Genomic DNA, 14,839 nt, shown 5'->3' with positions numbered 1-14,839 from the left:
CGCAGTACCGCGGTCACTGCGGGGTGACCACCTTGTAGTTCTTGGGCACCTGGGCGTCGGGCCGGCGCAGGTACAGCGGCGTGGGGGGCAGGCCCTCGGCGTTTTCGAAGGGCGCCCCGGTCGCGAGCCGTTCCGCCGCCAGGGCGGCGAGGGCCGCGGCGCTCTGGTGCTCGGGCTGCCGGGCGTCCGTGAAGACCTCCGGGTACAGCAGGGCGCCCTGGCCGACCGCGGGCAGCCCGGCGACCCGCTCGGCGATGTCGGCCGGGCGGTCCACGGCCGGGTCGCCGACGCGCGTGCGCGGGTCCTCGTACCGGGCCCAGTAGACCTCCTTGCGCCGCGCGTCGGTGGCGACGGTGAAGGGGCCCTCGATCCCGGCGGCGCCGGCGGCGTAGGCCAGGCCGTCCAGGGTGCACAGGCCGTGGACCGGGACGCCGAGGACGGCGGCGAAGGTGGAGGCGGTGACGAGGCCGACCCGCAGCCCGGTGTAGGGGCCGGGGCCGACGCCGACGACGATGCCGGTGACGGCTTCGAGCTTCACCCCGGCCTCGGCGAGGACCCTGTCGACGGAGGGCAGCAGCAGCTCCCCGTGGCGGCGGGCGTCGACCTGGTTCGATTCGGCGAGGACTGACTCGCCGTCGTGCAGGGCGACGGTGACGGCGGGCGTGGCGGTATCTACAGCGAGCAAGAGCACGCGAACAGCCTACGACTCCCCGGGCCCCGGCCCTTGCGGCCGGTCGCGGGCAACCCCGGCTGCTACCTTTCGACCGAGGCAGTCAGTGCGGTACTCGACCGGGCTTGCGGTCCCCGGCGGCCCGGCGCCCCGCGGACGACGCGGCACGGACGCGCGGCACGGAGAACCGACACACAGACCCACACGGAGAACGCGGGGAGACCGCGGAGAGGCGGAGCAAGGTGGCACGCAGCAGCTCGGGAATCGTGGCCGGGCTCACCGTCGCGGCGTTGGTCGCCGTCGCCTTCCTCGGCTACCAGGCCTCGGCCACGGCGCCCGCGCACCCTTCGAAGGCGGCCCCGCAGGCCCCCGCGCCCGCGCCGGGCCCCGCCAAGCCGGACCCGTCGAAGCCCGCCGCCGTGCCGGCGGACTCCGGGACCGGGGTACGGGTCGTGTACTCGGTGTCGCAGAAGCGGGTGTGGCTGGTGGGTGAGGACGGGCAGCAGCCGAAGTCCTTCGCGGTCATGCCGAGTACGGTCCACCCGGCGCCGGGCAGCTACCCGGTGGGCTCGCGCTCGGGCACGGTCACCGGCTCGGACGGGGTGCCGATCGAGCACGTCGTACGCTTCGCCACCACCGACGGCATCGCGATCGGCTTCAGCGCGCGCGTGGACGGCTCCGTGCCGGAGCCGGACCAGACGAAGAAGACCGGCGGCATCCGCATGTCGCGGGCGGACGGCGACGCGATGTGGGCCTTCGCGACGATCAACACCAAGGTGGTCGTCGTGCCCTGACGGGCACCCTTCATCTTTCACCCGTACGGGCGACGCTCGGTGCGGGTGACACTCCTGACGGGCAACGCGCGGAGGGACGTCAGGCCGCTTCGGAGTCCGGAGCGGCCTGTTCCTCTTCGTGGGCCCCGTCCTGGCGCTCCGGGCGTCCCGCCAGGGACGCCGGCGGCGTGGACACGGCGGCGGCGGCCGCGCAGGAGGCGAGCAGCGCCCCCATGGACACGCCCGTGCCCGACGCGCGCGCCGCTCCCGCCGCTGCGCGTGCTGCTCCTGCTGCCGACATGGCTGCCTCCTGGACCGGCCCGGGGCGCCGTACTTAGGTAGCCCTAACCGGCGCTCGGTACCATGTCACCACGAGCGTCCGCCCTCGCGCAACGTTTTCCCGACGGACTGTCGGGACGTCGGGCCGGGCGCCGGCCCGCTACGGCGCCACACGTTCCGCCAGCCCGGCCACCCCGTCCGCGGCGGCGGCCCAGCGCGTCCCGATCCCGCGCACCGACACCTCCCGTACGTCGTCGAGGACCTCCTCGTGGCCGACCGCCCGCGCGATCACCACGTGCAGCCGGTCGTCGGAGAGCTCCTCCACCTTGCCGTCGCCCCACTCGACGACGACCACGGACTCCGGCAGCGAGACGTCCAGGTCGAGGTCCTCCATCTCCTCCAGCCCCCCGCCGAGCCGGTAGGCGTCCACGTGCACCAGGGCCGGCCCGTCGCCCAGCGGCGGGTGCACACGGGCGATCACGAAGGTGGGGGAGGTGACGGCCCCGCGCACGCCGAGGCCCTCGCCGAGGCCGCGCGTCAGGGTGGTCTTGCCCGCGCCGAGCTCGCCGGTGAGCAGGACCAGGTCGCCGGGCCGCAGCAGGCCGGCGATCCGACGGCCCAGCTCGCGCATGGAGTCGGGCGAGTCGACGGTGATCAGGGTCTCGGTGACGGCGCCTTCGGCCGCGCCGGGCCCGGAGGCCTCAGGAGCCGGGGTGCGCGGCGCTTCTCGCGGTACTTCTTCCATGCGCGCCAACGTTAGTCGCTCCGGAAGTCGCTCCGGAAGTCGCTCCGGACGCCTCGGCGGACACCGCGCCGGGCGCGTCCGCGGCCGGCGCCGCCGGCACGACGCCGGTGCGCGCCAGCAGGCCGCTCAGCAGCGCGGTCACGGCCTCCGGGCGCTCCAGCATCATCAGGTGCCCGGTGTGCTCCAGGATGACCAGTTCGGCGGCCGGCAGTACGTCCTTGATGGCCACGCTGTGCTCGGGCGGGGTGATCATGTCGCGGTCACCCGCGATGACGGTCACCGGGATGTCCGAGAACCGCCGGAGCGCGACGGTCTTGTCGTGGATCTGGAAGGCCGGGTAGAACTCGGCGACCACGTCGATCGGGGTCGCCTCGATCAGCCGCTCGGCGAAGCGGGCCACACCCGGGTCGACGTCCCGGGAGCCGAACGAGTACTGCTTGATCATGCCCGCGAAGAGGTCGGCGGTGGCCCGCCGGCCCCGCTCCACGAGCTCCACCTGCGAGCCGAGCACCTTGAGCACCCCGGGGAGGAGCCGGCGTACGGCGCCCATCCCGACGGCCGGCAGTCCGTAGGTGACCTCGGACAACCGCCCGCTGGAGGTGCCGACCAGGGCCACCCCGAGCACGCGCTCCCGTACGAGGTCGGGGAACTGCTCGGCCAGCGCCATGATCGTCATACCGCCCATGGAGTGGCCGACCAGCACCAGCGGGCCCTCGGGCGTGGTGGCGTCGATCACCGCCTTGAGGTCGCGGCCGAGCTGCTCGATGGTCACCGGTTCGCCGTCGGCCTGGGCGAGGCCGCGCATGCTGCGGCCGTGGCTGCGCTGGTCCCAGTAGACGGAGCGGACCGTGTCCCGCAGGGCGGCGCGTTGGAAGTGCCAGGAGTCCTGGCCGAGGCAGTAGCCGTGGCAGAAGACGACGGTCGCGGCAGGCGGCTTCTTGCGGCGCGGCCGTCCGCGCCGGCCCGGTTCCCCGGGCGGTTCGTCGATCTCGTAGTACAGCTCGGTGCCGTCCTCGGCGCGGCAGGTGCCCTCGGCCCCGCGCAAGGACCCGTAGTCCCCGGCGGCGTCGAGGGCGAGCCGAGCCTTCCTGCGGATGCCGCGTCCCACGGTGATCCGCTCGACCGCGACGCCGGCGGCGGCGCCGGCGGCTATGACACCGATGGCCGCGCCGGCCCAGCCGGCCTTGCGCCAGTTCTCGCTCACGCGGTCGCCGTCCTCACTCGGCCGTACTCAGCAGCCGTATTCGGCCGTGGTCAGCCGTTGCGGTACACCCTGGGCACGCGGCCCCCGATACGGGTGACGATCTCATACGCGATGGTGTCCGCCGCTTGGGCCCAGTCCTCGGCGGTGGGTTCGCCCAGGTCACCCGGCCCGAAGAGGATCGCCGGATCGCCGGCGCGGACGTCGGCGCCGTCGATGTCGACCACGAACTGGTCCATGGCCACCCGGCCCGCGACCCGTCGGACCGCGCCGCCGACGAGGACGGGACCGCTGCCCGAGGCGTGGCGGGGGACGCCGTCCGCGTACCCGACGGGGATGAGGGCCAGGCGCGTCTCGCGTTCCGTCACGTAATGGTGGCCGTAGCTGACTCCGTGACCGGCGGGCACGGTCTTGACCAGCGCGACGGAGGCCCGGAGGGTCATCGCGGGGCGCAGGCCGAGCTGCCCGGGCGTGCCCAACTCGGGGGCGGGCGAGACGCCGTAGACGGCGATGCCGCAGCGCACGAGGTCGAAGTGGCTCTCGGGAAGGGTGAGCGTGGCGGGCGAGTTGGCGATGTGCCGGACCTCGGGCTCGACGCCTTCCTTCTCGGCGTAGGCCAGCATCTCGCGGAAGGCGGCGAGCTGAAGGGCGATGGAGGGGTGCCCGGGCTCGTCGGCGCAGGCGAAGTGCGACCACACGCCGGTGACGCGGACGGTGCCCTCGGCCTGCGCGGCGACGGCGGCGCCCACCAGTTCCGCCCAGTCGGCGGGCTGGCAGCCGGCCCGGCCGAGGCCGGTGTCTGCCTTGAGCTGGACGCGTGCGACCCGCCCGGCCCCGCGGGCGGCGGCCCGCACCTCGTCCAAGGCCCACATCCCGCTGACGGACACGTCCAGATCGGCCTCGATGGCCTCCCGCCAGGGTCCGCCGGGCGTCCAGAGCCAGCACATGATCCGGGCCCCGATCCCGGCGGCGCGCAGCGCGAGCGCTTCCTCGGGGGTCGCGGTGCCGAGCCAGGTCGCACCGGCGTCCAGGGCCGCACGGGCGCAGGGGACCGCGCCGTGGCCGTAGGCGTCCGACTTCACGACGGCCATGAGCTCGGCCCGGGGCGCCCGCTCGCGCAGTGCGCGCACGTTGTCCCGCACGGCGGCTAGGTCGATCTCGGCATACGCGCGCGTCGGTGTCTCGTTCATCGAGCACAGTCTCTCAGAACCCCCACCACCGGCCTTGCGCGCCGCCCATCGGCGCCTTCGGGGCGCACGAACGGACCGCGCCGGGCGGTGCGCCGCACCGTCGCGGCCGACGCCCCCTCCGGCGACCGGGAGCGGCCCGTGCGGCAAGGCCGGCCGGTGTCCCGGGCGGCCACCGGGCGGGGCCGGGCACGCGGGATGGACGCCGGTCGCGCCGACGCGGCGCCGGCGCGTCCGTGGAGCGGGCCCACGCCCGACCGCGTTGGGACGGGGGCCGGACGCGGCAGTACGGGCCTGTGGTGGCCGGTCGCCCGGCACGACAGCGGCGCCCCCGCCCCGGGCCGGCGGGCTTCAGGGGGTGCGGGTGTCGCGCCAGGCGGACGGGAGGGCCTCGGCCACCTCGTGGGCGAGGAGCGGGGCGCCGGAGGCGGCGCGCCGGGCCGCCAGGCCGTGCAGGTAGGCGGCCACCGAGGCGGCGTCCGGCGCCGACAGCCCCGCCGCCAGCAGGGAGCCCGCGAGCCCGGACAGCACGTCACCACTGCCCGCGGTGGCCAGCCAGGGGGTACCCGTCGGGTTGACCCGGACCACCCCGCCGTCGCAGACCAGCGTGGTCGAGCCCTTCAGCAGCACCGTCGCCCCGTACCGCTCCGCCAGTGCCCGTACGGCGGCCAGCCGCCCTGCCTCCACCTCCTCGCGGCGGACGCCCAGCAGCGCCGCCGCCTCGCCCGCGTGCGGGGTCAGGAGCGTCGGCGCCGTCCGGGCCCGCAGCGCCCCGGGGTCCAGCCCCCGCAGCCCGTCGGCGTCCACCAGCACCGGCACCGGGTCGGCGAGGACCTCCGGGACCCGCTCGTCCCCCAACCCGGGCCCCACCACCCAGGCCTGCACCCGGCCCCGCCCGATCAGCGTCTCCGGGTACCTGGCCAGCACCGCCTCCCCGACCGCCGCCGGGCCCACGTACCGCACCGCGCCGGCGCCGCCGCGCAGCGCCCCGGCGACGGCCAGCACCGCCGCCCCCGGGTACCGGGCCGACCCGGCCACGACCCCGACCACGCCCCGCCGGTACTTGTCACTGGCCGGGCCCGGCTCCGGCAGCAGCGCCGCCACATCGGCGTGCTGCAAGGCCTCGGCGTCCGCAGCGGGGAGGGTGAGGCCGATGTCCACCAGCCGCACCGCGCCGGCCCGCGAGGCCCCCGGGTCGATCAGCAGCCCCGGCTTGTACGCCCCGAACGTCACCGTGACGTCGGCCCGTACCGCCGCCCCCGCCACCTCGCCCGTGTCCGCGTCCACCCCGCTCGGCAGGTCCGCGGCCACCACCACAGCGCCCGGCGGAATCCGCTCCGCCAACGCCGCGCCGGCGGGCCGCAGTCCACCGCGACCGCCGATCCCGAGCAGTCCGTCCACCACCAGGTCCGCCCGCCCGGGCACGGCCGGGGCCACCCGGCCGCCCGCACGCAGGAGGGCGGCCAGTCCGCCCGGGTGCACCCGCTCGGGGTCCATCGGCACGGCCGTGACGCCGGCGCCGCGCCGGGCGAGCCGCGCGCCCGCGTACAGCGCGTCGCCGCCGTTGTCCCCCGGACCGACCAGCAGCACGATCCGCGCGCCGTACACCCTCGGCAGCAGCCCGGCGCACACGGCGGCCAGTCCGGCCGCCGCCCGCCGCATCAAGGCGCCCTCCGGCAGCCGTGCCATCAGCTCGCGCTCGGCGGCCCGTACGGTCTCCACGCTGTAAGCAGTACGCATGCCACCACCCTGCCCGAAAAGCCGCCCCGGACGACGGGAAGACCGCGGCGACGACGACGGCGCCGAGGACAGCGCGGCGACGCGGCGCGGAGGACCGGGCGGTCTATCCCTCGGCGATGACCACGGCGGAGGCCACCCCCGCGTCATGGCTCAGCGAGACGTGCCACGACTTCACGCCGAGCGCCACCGCCCGCGCCTCCACCGTCCCGGATACCCGCACGCGCGGCTGTCCGGTCTCCTCGACGTACACCTCGGCGTCGGTCCACAGCATCCCGCCGGGCGCGCCGAGCGCCTTGGCGAGCGCCTCCTTGGCGGCGAACCGGGCGGCGAGCGAGGCGGTTCCGCGCCGCTCGCCGCTCGGCAGGGTCAATTCGGCGTCGACGAAGAGCCGTTGCGCCAGGTGCGGCGTCCGCTCCAGGGCGGCGCCGAACCGCTCGATCTCGGCAACGTCAATCCCCACACCGATGATCCCCACACCAGACCCCTACTCGACCGTGACCGACTTGGCGAGGTTACGCGGCTGGTCCACCTCGTTGCCCCGCGCGGTCGCCAGCTCGCACGCGAACACCTGCAACGGCACGGTCGCCACCAGGGGTTGGAGCAGTGTCGGCGTGGCCGGGATGCGGATCAGGTGGTCCGCGTACGGGACGACCGCCTCGTCACCCTCCTCGGCGATCACGATCGTGCGCGCGCCGCGGGCGCGGATCTCCTGGATATTGGACACGATCTTGTCGTGCAGCACCGAACGCCCGCGCGGCGACGGCACCACGACCACCACGGGCAGGTCATCCTCGATCAGCGCGATCGGCCCGTGCTTCAGCTCGCCCGCCGCGAAGCCCTCCGCGTGCATGTACGCCAGCTCCTTGAGCTTGAGCGCGCCCTCCAGCGCCACCGGGTACCCGACGTGGCGTCCGAGGAACAGCACGGTGTCCTTGTCGGCGAGCGACCGCGCCAGCGCCCGTACCGGCTCCATGGTCTCCAGCACCGTGTCCACCGCCGCGGCGATGTCCGACAGTTCACGGATGACCGCCCGGATCTCGTCGCCCCACTTCGTGCCCCGGACCTGCCCGAGGTACAGCGCGACGAGATAGCAGGCGACCAGCTGCGTCAGGAACGCCTTGGTCGAGGCGACGGCCACCTCCGGACCGGCGTGGGTGTAGAGCACGGCGTCCGATTCGCGCGGGATCGTCGACCCGTTCGTGTTGCAGACGGCCAGCACCTTGGCGCCCTGCTCGCGCGCGTGCCTGAGCGCCATCAGGGTGTCCATGGTCTCGCCGGACTGCGAGATCGCGATCACCAGCGTCCGCTGGTCCAGGATCGGGTCGCGGTAACGGAACTCGCTGGCCAGTTCCGTCTCGCAGGGGATGCGGGTCCAGTGCTCGATGGCCAACTTCGCGATCATGCCCGCGTGGTACGCCGTACCGCACGCCACGATCACGACCTTGTCGACCTCGCGGAGCACCGAGGCGGGGATGCGCACCTCGTCCAGGGTCAGCGAGCCGCTCCCGTCGATCCTGCCCAGGAGGGTGTCGGCGACGGCCTTCGGCTGCTCGGCGATCTCCTTGAGCATGAAGTAGTCGTATCCCCCCTTCTCGGCCGCCGAGGCGTCCCAGTCCACGTGGTACGCCCGCACCGTCGCGGCCGAACCGTCGAAGTTGGTCACCGTGACCCCTTCGCGGCGGAGTTCGACCACCTGGTCCTGTCCCAGCTCGATCGCGGACCGCGTGTGGGCGATGAACGCGGCCACGTCCGAGGCGAGGAAGTTCTCGCCCTCCCCGACGCCCACCACCAAGGGGGAGTTCCGGCGCGCCCCGACGACCACGTCGGGCGCGTCCGCGTGCACCGCGACCAGCGTGAACGCGCCCTCCAACCGCCGGCAGACCCGTCGCATGGCCTCCGCCAGGTCCCCCGGGACGACGTCGAACTGCTCGGCGAGCAGGTGCGCCACGACCTCGGTGTCCGTCTCGGACTCCAGCTTGTGCCCGCGCTCGGTCAGCTCGGCGCGCAGCGCGGCGAAGTTCTCGATGATCCCGTTGTGCACGACCGCCACGCGCCCCGAATTGTCGAGGTGCGGGTGGGCGTTGACGTCGGTGGGGCCGCCGTGGGTCGCCCACCGGGTGTGCCCGAGGCCCGTGGACCCGGCGGGCAGCGGATGCCCGACCAGTTCCTTCTCCAGGTTGACCAGCTTGCCGGCCTTCTTGACCGTGTCCAGGCCCCCGTCCGCGAGCACGGCGACACCCGCCGAGTCGTAGCCGCGGTACTCCAGCCGCTTGAGTCCGGCGATGACCACATCGAGCGCCGACTGCGCTCCCACGTAACCCACAATTCCGCACATAGGGCGCAGGGTACGCCGTGGTCGGCCTCCTGCCCCGTACCCGGACCAGACGAAAACCCCGCCCCGGCGAATGTGCCGGAGCGGGGTTGACGCCCATCTGAGGGCAAGTCAGTCGATCGGCGGACCAAAGGTCGTCCGCCCGGCCGGTCCCGGATGGTCCCGGCCGGTCAGAGCTTCTTCGCCTGCGCGTCCACGACGGCCTTCGGCTGCTCGGCGTCGCCGCTCAGGCTGAGCGCGGTGAAGGTCGCGAGGGTACTGCCCTTGCGCAGGACGACCACGTGGGTCACGTTCTTGTCGCCGTCCCCCAGGTCCATCACGGTGACGAAGGAGACCGTCTCGTCGCCGGCGGGCAGCCCGGTGTCGGCCTTGACGCTCTCGATGGCCGTCCTCTCCCCCGCCTGCGTCACCGAGAAGCCGCCGGCGCACGCCTCGACGCCCGCCTTGACGGCGCCGAAGGCCTCCTCGGCGCCCTTGCCGTCGTAGGAGACCAGCGCGACCGACGTGGCCGTCGTCTTGAGGGCGGCCACGGCCGCGTCCGCCTTCTCCTGCGGGCCCGCGCCCTGGGCCGCCGCCCGGGGCTTCCCGCTCGCGACGACGCGGGCGACCCCGGCGGACGCGCCGATCGACTGCATGCCCTCGGCCTGGGCCAGCGGCTTGCAAGGGGCCTTGTCGGTCTCGATCGGGTCGTCCTGCGCCGCGCTGTCCGCCACCGGCTCCAGCCGGTGGTCGGGCAGGTCCGCCTCGGTCACCAGCAGCCTGCCCAGCTCGTCGGCCGTCCTGCCCCTGGGGCCCGCCGGAGCGGCGCTCGAAGCGACGGCGGACGACCGGGCGGCGGACGGCTCGGCGCCGGCCTTGAAGGTGGCGTCCCCCGCCTTGGCCGACCCGCAGGCCGTGGCCAGCAGCGCCAGGGACACGGCCGAAGCGGTCAGGACGGCACGACGGACAAGCACGGTACGCACGAAAGATCTCCCCCGGAACAAGAAAACACACAGAGGCAGCCCCGGGCAGTGCCCCCGGTCACGGGCGCGCACCGGAGCTGCGGCGATCAGCAATGTACGGGGGGAACCCCGCCCGGACGATCCGGTTTTCACAGACCGTCGCCAATCGTGATCGCCGCGAGACCGACACGACACTCGAATCGATACCCGGCCCCGCATCGCCTCCGGCGCGGGGCCCCGGCCGCTCCTCACGTGACCGACCACACCACCCATAAGCGACCGCCAGCCCCGACAATGGCTGTGTGATCACTTCGCCGCCACGAAGCACGCCCGGCCGCGGGGCGGAGCGCGCCGGCCACCGCCGTCCCGCCGAGGCCTCCCCCTACGTCGACCTCACCCGGGCCGAGTGGAGCGCCCTTCGCGAGCGCACCCCCCTCCCGCTCACCGCCGACGAGGTCGAACGGCTCCGCGGCCTGGGCGACGTCATCGACCTCGACGAGGTCCGCGACGTCTACCTCCCGCTCTCCCGCCTGCTGAACCTCTACGTCGGTGCCACCAGCAACCTCCGCGGCACCCTCAACACCTTCCTGGGCGACGCCGGCAACGGCCACGGCGCCCAGCAGGGGACCCCCTTCGTCATAGGGGTCGCCGGTTCCGTCGCCGTCGGCAAGTCCACCGTCGCCCGTCTGCTCCAGGCCCTGCTCGCCCGCTGGCCCGAGCACCCCCGCGTCGAGCTCGTCACCACCGACGGGTTCCTGTACCCGATGAAGGAACTCCAGCGCCGCGGCCTGACCGCCCGCAAGGGTTTCCCCGAGTCGTACGACCGCCGCGCGCTCACCCGTTTCGTGGCCGACATCAAGGCGGGCAAGGACGAGGTCACCGCCCCCGTCTACTCCCACCTGATCTACGACATCGTCCCCGACGAGCGGCTCGTCGTCCGCCGCCCGGACATCCTCATCGTGGAGGGGCTCAACGTCCTCCAGCCGGCCCTGCCGGGCAAGGACGGCCGGACCAGGGTGGGCCTCGCCGACTACTTCGACTTCAGCGTGTACGTCGACGCGCGCCCCGAGGACATCGAGCGCTGGTACCTCAACCGGTTCCGGAAGCTGCGCGAGACCGCGTTCCAGAATCCTTTCTCCTACTTCCGCAAGTACACGCAGGTCTCAGAGGAGGAGGCCCTGGAGTACGCGCAGACGATGTGGCGGACCATCAACAAGCCCAACCTGATGGAGAACGTGGCCCCGACCCGCGGGCGCGCCACCCTCGTCGTGCGCAAGGGCCCGGACCACAAGGTGCAGAAGCTCAGCCTGCGCAAACTGTGAAAGCTACTGTTCGGGCATGCTGCACCTGCGGATGATCACCCCGCCCGACCGGACGCACTCCGTCCTCCGCCTCGTCGAGGGGACCGTCGGCACCACTCATCTGGTGGTGCTGACCGGAGCGGCCCTCGTCCCCGCCGGTGACGTCGTCATGTGCGACGTCGCGCGCGAGGCGGGCGACGAGCTGCTCCGCGGACTGCGCGAGCTGGGCATCGACAAGGACGGCTCGATCGCCGTCGAGGACATCGACCTCACGCTCTCGGCGAGCGCCGACCGGGCCGAGGAGGAGGCCCCCGGGGAGGCCGCCGACGCCGTGCTGTGGGAGCAGCTGACCGAGGCGACCCAGGAGGAGTCGACCCTCTCGGTCACCTACGTCGCCTTCATGATCGTCGCGACGCTGATCGCCGCCTGCGGCGTGGTGCTGGACAACGCCATCCTGATCGTGGGCGCGATGGCCGTCGGCCCCGAGTTCGGCCCGCTCGCCGGTGTCTGTACGAGCCTGGTCCGCAGGGCCCCCAAGTCGGCCGCGCGCTCGTTGGTGGCCCTGCTGGCCGGTTTCGCGGCGGCGATGGCCGCGACCACCCTGTTCAGCCTGGCGATGAACGCGCTGGGCCTGTTCCAGCGGTCCATGCTGGAGAACCCGCGCCCGAACACCAGCTTCATCTGGCAGCCGGACTCGTTCTCCTTCACGGTCGCCCTGCTCGCCGGGGTGGCCGGCGTGCTGTCGCTGACCTCCGCGAAGTCCGGCGCGCTGGTCGGCGTGGCCATCTCGGTGACCACCGTCCCGGCGGCCGCCAACGCCGCCGTGGCCCTCGGCTACGGCGAGGTGGGCCAGATGTGGGGTTCGGCGGAGCAACTGCTGCTGAACCTGGGCGGGATCATGCTGGCCGGCACCCTGACCCTCTACGCGCAGAAGCTGCTGTGGAGCGGCAGGCACGGCCGCTCGGACCGCACCCCGCCCGCGACCGGCTGAGCCCCGCCAACCCCGGACGGGGCGACGGGGCTCGGGCCGGGCCGTAGCCCTAGCCGAGCGCCGCCTTCACCACGTCCGCCAGGCGTCCGGCGACCGCGCGGGCCTGCTCGATGTCGGCGGCCTCCACCATCACCCGTACGAGCGGCTCCGTACCGGAGGGACGCAGCAGCACCCGCCCGGTGGCGCCCAGCTCGCGCTCCGCCTCGCCCACCGCGGTCGCCAGCTCGCCCGAGGTGGCCACGCGGGACTTGTCCACGTCGGGCACGTTGATCAGCACCTGCGGCAGTCGCTGCATCACGCCCGCCAGCTCCGCCAGCGAGCGCCCGGTGGCCGCGACGCGGGCCGCGAGCAGCAGCCCGGTCAGGGTGCCGTCGCCGGTGGTCGCGTGGTCGAGGATGATCACGTGGCCGGACTGCTCGCCGCCCAGGGCGTAGCCGTGCTCCTTCATCGACTCCAGCACGTAGCGGTCGCCGACCCCGGTCTGCACGACCTGGATGCCCTCGGCCTCCATGGCCAGCTTGAATCCCAGGTTCGACATGACGGTGCCGACCACGGTGTTCTCGCGCAGCTGTCCCGCCTCGCGCATGGCCAGCGCCAGCACCGCGAGGATCTGGTCGCCGTCGACCTCCGCGCCGGAGGCGTCCACGGCCAGGCAGCGGTCGGCGTCGCCGTCGTGCGCGATGCCGAAGTCGGCCCCGTGCTCGACCACGGCCTGCTTCAGCAGACCGAGGTGGGTCGAGCCGCAGCCGTCGTTGATGTTCAGGCCGTCGGGCCCGGCGCCGATCGTGACGACCTCCGCGCCGGCCCGGGCGAAGGCCTCGGGGGAGACGTAGGCGGCAGCGCCGTGGGCCTCGTCGAGGACGATCTTGAGGCCGTCCAGGCGGTTGGGCAGGGCCCCGATGAGGTGGGCGACGTACTTCTCGAAGCCCTCGGTGTAGTCCGAGACCCGGCCGACGCCCGCGCCGGTGGGACGGTCCCAGGGAGCGCCGGTGCGGTGCTCGTCGTAGACGGACTCGATCCGGTCCTCCAGCTCGTCGGCCAGCTTGTGGCCGCCGCGCGCGAAGAACTTGATGCCGTTGTCGGGCATCGCGTTGTGGCTGGCGGAGAGCATCACGCCGAGGTCGGCGCCCAGCGCACCGGTGAGATACGCCACCGCCGGGGTGGGCAGCACACCGACGCGCAGGACGTCCACACCCGCGCTCGCGAGGCCCGCGACGACCGCGGCCTCCAGGAACTCGCCGGACGCGCGGGGGTCGCGGCCGACCACGGCGGTCGCCCGATGGCCCGCGAAGGTGCCGGCCTCGGCCAGTACGTGCGCGGCCGCCACGGAGAGACCGAGCGCCAGCTCGGCCGTCAGATCCGCGTTGGCGACGCCTCGTACACCGTCCGTCCCGAAGAGTCGTCCCACTGTTGTCCTCCCGAGTTCAAGCTTCGCTTAGTACCGCTGTGTGACAGGTATGTGCCGCTTGTGGCGGTAAACGAACCGCCCCGACAGCACAGAGAGTGCTGCCGGGGCGGTTTCGTTGCAGAACAGCAGGCGCAGATTAACGCTTGCTGTACTGCGGAGCCTTGCGGGCCTTCTTGAGACCGGCCTTCTTGCGCTCGACCGCACGGTCGTCGCGGGAGAGGAAGCCGGCCTTCTTCAGCGCCGGGCGGTTGTTGTCGACGTCCGCCTCGTTCAGCGCGCGGGCCACACCGAGGCGCAGGGCGCCGGCCTGGCCGGAGACGCCGCCACCCGAGATGCGGGCGATGACGTCGTAGCGGTTGTCGAGCTCAAGGAGCTTGAACGGCTCGTTGACTTCCTGCTGGTGCACCTTGTTGGGGAAGTAGTCCTCAAGGGTGCGACCGTTGATCTTCCACTTGCCGGTGCCCGGGACGATCCGGACGCGGGCGATGGCGTTCTTGCGACGGCCCAGGCCGGCGGCCGGCTGGGGGTCGCCGAAGCGGCCGGCAAGGGACTCGGAGGTGTAGTCGCCCTCGACGACGACCTCGGACTCGCTGGTGTACTCCTCGACGTTGCCCTCGAACTCTTCGACGGGGGTCGTCTCGGCGGTGGTCTCGGCCACGATGCTCCTCAGAATTTTCTACGTCTTAGGGGGTGGCCGGAACTACTGCGCGACCTGGGTGATCTCGAACGGCACCGGCTGCTGGGCAGCGTGGGGGTGCTGGTCGCCCGAGTAGACCTTCAGCTTCGAGAGCATCTGACGGCCCAGGGTGTTCTTGGGGAGCATGCCCTTGACGGCCTTCTCGACGGCCTTCTCCGGGTTGTTCGCCAGGAGGTCGTCGTAACGCACGGAACGCAGACCACCCGGGAAGCCGGAGTGGCGGTACGCCATCTTCTGGGACGCCTTGTTGCCGGACAGGTGGACCTTGTCGGCGTTGACGATGATGACGAAGTCGCCCATGTCCATGTGGGGGGCGTAAGTCGGCTTGTGCTTGCCGCGCAGGAGGGCTGCGGCCTGGGTCGCCAGACGGCCGAGGACAACGTCCTGGGCGTCAATGACGAGCCACTGGCGCGAGATGTCGCCGGGCTTGGGGCTGAACGTACGCACGCGTATGCCTTCGCTTCTTCAGTGGTGGGTCATCCCCAGGGCGTGAGCCCGCGAGGAAAGGTCCTGACAAAGGTCACCACGGACGATCACGACAGCCCTGCTCCACTACGGGGACGCAACCCGTGTG

At 73.2% G+C, this 14,839-nt stretch carries 15 protein-coding genes; 3 read left to right on the top strand and 12 right to left on the bottom strand.

Translation table 11 applies throughout. From position 1 onward, the window contains the following. Positions 1-13: 13 nt before the first annotated feature. A complete protein-coding gene (gene tsaB, locus E6R62_RS11515) occupies positions 14-691 on the bottom strand; it encodes a tRNA (adenosine(37)-N6)-threonylcarbamoyltransferase complex dimerization subunit type 1 TsaB (RefSeq protein WP_136213250.1) in 678 nt (225 codons plus the stop codon). Positions 692-912: 221 nt separating this feature from the next. Here tsaB and E6R62_RS11510 point away from each other — a divergent pair, with 221 nt between their 5' ends. After that, on the top strand, positions 913-1,464 hold the full coding sequence (locus tag E6R62_RS11510; protein ID WP_136213249.1) for a hypothetical protein: 552 nt from the start codon (positions 913-915) through the stop codon (positions 1,462-1,464). 79 nt (positions 1,465-1,543) lie between these two features. Here the strand turns inward: E6R62_RS11510 and E6R62_RS11505 are convergent, their stop codons facing one another. The 8 genes from E6R62_RS11505 to E6R62_RS11470 all read right to left on the bottom strand — a co-directional run bounded on the left by E6R62_RS11505 (position 1,544) and on the right by E6R62_RS11470 (position 9,889). Next, on the bottom strand, positions 1,544-1,744 hold the full coding sequence (locus tag E6R62_RS11505) for a hypothetical protein (protein ID WP_136213248.1): 201 nt from the start codon (positions 1,742-1,744) through the stop codon (positions 1,544-1,546). 138 nt (positions 1,745-1,882) lie between these two features. Further along, positions 1,883-2,467 (bottom strand): tRNA (adenosine(37)-N6)-threonylcarbamoyltransferase complex ATPase subunit type 1 TsaE, encoded by a 585-nt coding sequence (gene tsaE / locus E6R62_RS11500; RefSeq protein WP_136213247.1) that lies wholly within the window; start codon positions 2,465-2,467, stop codon positions 1,883-1,885. Beyond that, positions 2,424-3,671: an alpha/beta fold hydrolase gene (locus tag E6R62_RS11495; protein ID WP_136213246.1), complete on the bottom strand. Its 1,248-nt coding sequence runs from the start codon at positions 3,669-3,671 to the stop codon at positions 2,424-2,426. Before E6R62_RS11495 ends, tsaE begins: the two co-directional genes overlap by 44 nt. Positions 3,672-3,721: 50 nt before the next feature. Then, positions 3,722-4,858, bottom strand: coding sequence for an alanine racemase (alr, locus tag E6R62_RS11490; protein ID WP_136213245.1), 1,137 nt, complete (start codon positions 4,856-4,858; stop codon positions 3,722-3,724). A 348-nt stretch (positions 4,859-5,206) separates the two neighbouring features. Continuing rightward, entirely contained in the window at positions 5,207-6,595 is a 1,389-nt protein-coding gene (locus tag E6R62_RS11485) for an NAD(P)H-hydrate dehydratase (RefSeq protein ID WP_136213244.1), read from the bottom strand. Between the two features lie 103 nt (positions 6,596-6,698). Next, complete coding sequence (locus E6R62_RS11480; protein WP_136213243.1) at positions 6,699-7,070, bottom strand: holo-ACP synthase; 372 nt, start codon at positions 7,068-7,070, stop codon at positions 6,699-6,701. Positions 7,071-7,079: 9 nt separating this feature from the next. Next, a complete protein-coding gene (glmS, locus tag E6R62_RS11475; protein WP_136213242.1) occupies positions 7,080-8,930 on the bottom strand; it encodes a glutamine--fructose-6-phosphate transaminase (isomerizing) in 1,851 nt (616 codons plus the stop codon). Between the two features lie 167 nt (positions 8,931-9,097). Continuing rightward, complete coding sequence (locus tag E6R62_RS11470) at positions 9,098-9,889, bottom strand: hypothetical protein (RefSeq protein ID WP_136213241.1); 792 nt, start codon at positions 9,887-9,889, stop codon at positions 9,098-9,100. A gap of 281 nt (positions 9,890-10,170) precedes the next feature. Between E6R62_RS11470 and coaA the strand changes: the two genes are divergently transcribed. After that, the gene (gene coaA, locus E6R62_RS11465; protein WP_136213240.1) at positions 10,171-11,190 is read left to right on the top strand and encodes a type I pantothenate kinase; all 1,020 of its coding nucleotides are present in this window, start codon (positions 10,171-10,173) and stop codon (positions 11,188-11,190) included. A gap of 16 nt (positions 11,191-11,206) precedes the next feature. Continuing rightward, positions 11,207-12,160, top strand: a complete 954-nt coding sequence (locus E6R62_RS11460; protein ID WP_136213239.1) for a DUF389 domain-containing protein — start codon at positions 11,207-11,209, stop codon at positions 12,158-12,160. 49 nt (positions 12,161-12,209) lie between these two features. Here E6R62_RS11460 and glmM read toward each other — a convergent pair whose 3' ends face one another. From glmM to rplM, 3 genes are all read right to left on the bottom strand, one after another. Next, the gene (glmM, locus tag E6R62_RS11455; protein ID WP_136213238.1) at positions 12,210-13,568 is read right to left on the bottom strand and encodes a phosphoglucosamine mutase; all 1,359 of its coding nucleotides are present in this window, start codon (positions 13,566-13,568) and stop codon (positions 12,210-12,212) included. A 136-nt stretch (positions 13,569-13,704) separates the two neighbouring features. Continuing rightward, complete coding sequence (gene rpsI / locus E6R62_RS11450) at positions 13,705-14,226, bottom strand: 30S ribosomal protein S9 (protein ID WP_053682604.1); 522 nt, start codon at positions 14,224-14,226, stop codon at positions 13,705-13,707. A gap of 42 nt (positions 14,227-14,268) precedes the next feature. Next, positions 14,269-14,712 (bottom strand): 50S ribosomal protein L13, encoded by a 444-nt coding sequence (gene rplM, locus E6R62_RS11445; RefSeq protein ID WP_136213237.1) that lies wholly within the window; start codon positions 14,710-14,712, stop codon positions 14,269-14,271. Positions 14,713-14,839 lie beyond the last annotated feature (127 nt).

The sequence above is a fragment of the Streptomyces sp. A1136 genome (genome assembly GCF_004795055.1).
GTDB lineage: Bacteria > Actinomycetota > Actinomycetes > Streptomycetales > Streptomycetaceae > Streptomyces.
Note: the sequence above shows the minus strand (reverse complement) of the source record. Positions and strands in the feature narration are given on the sequence as shown.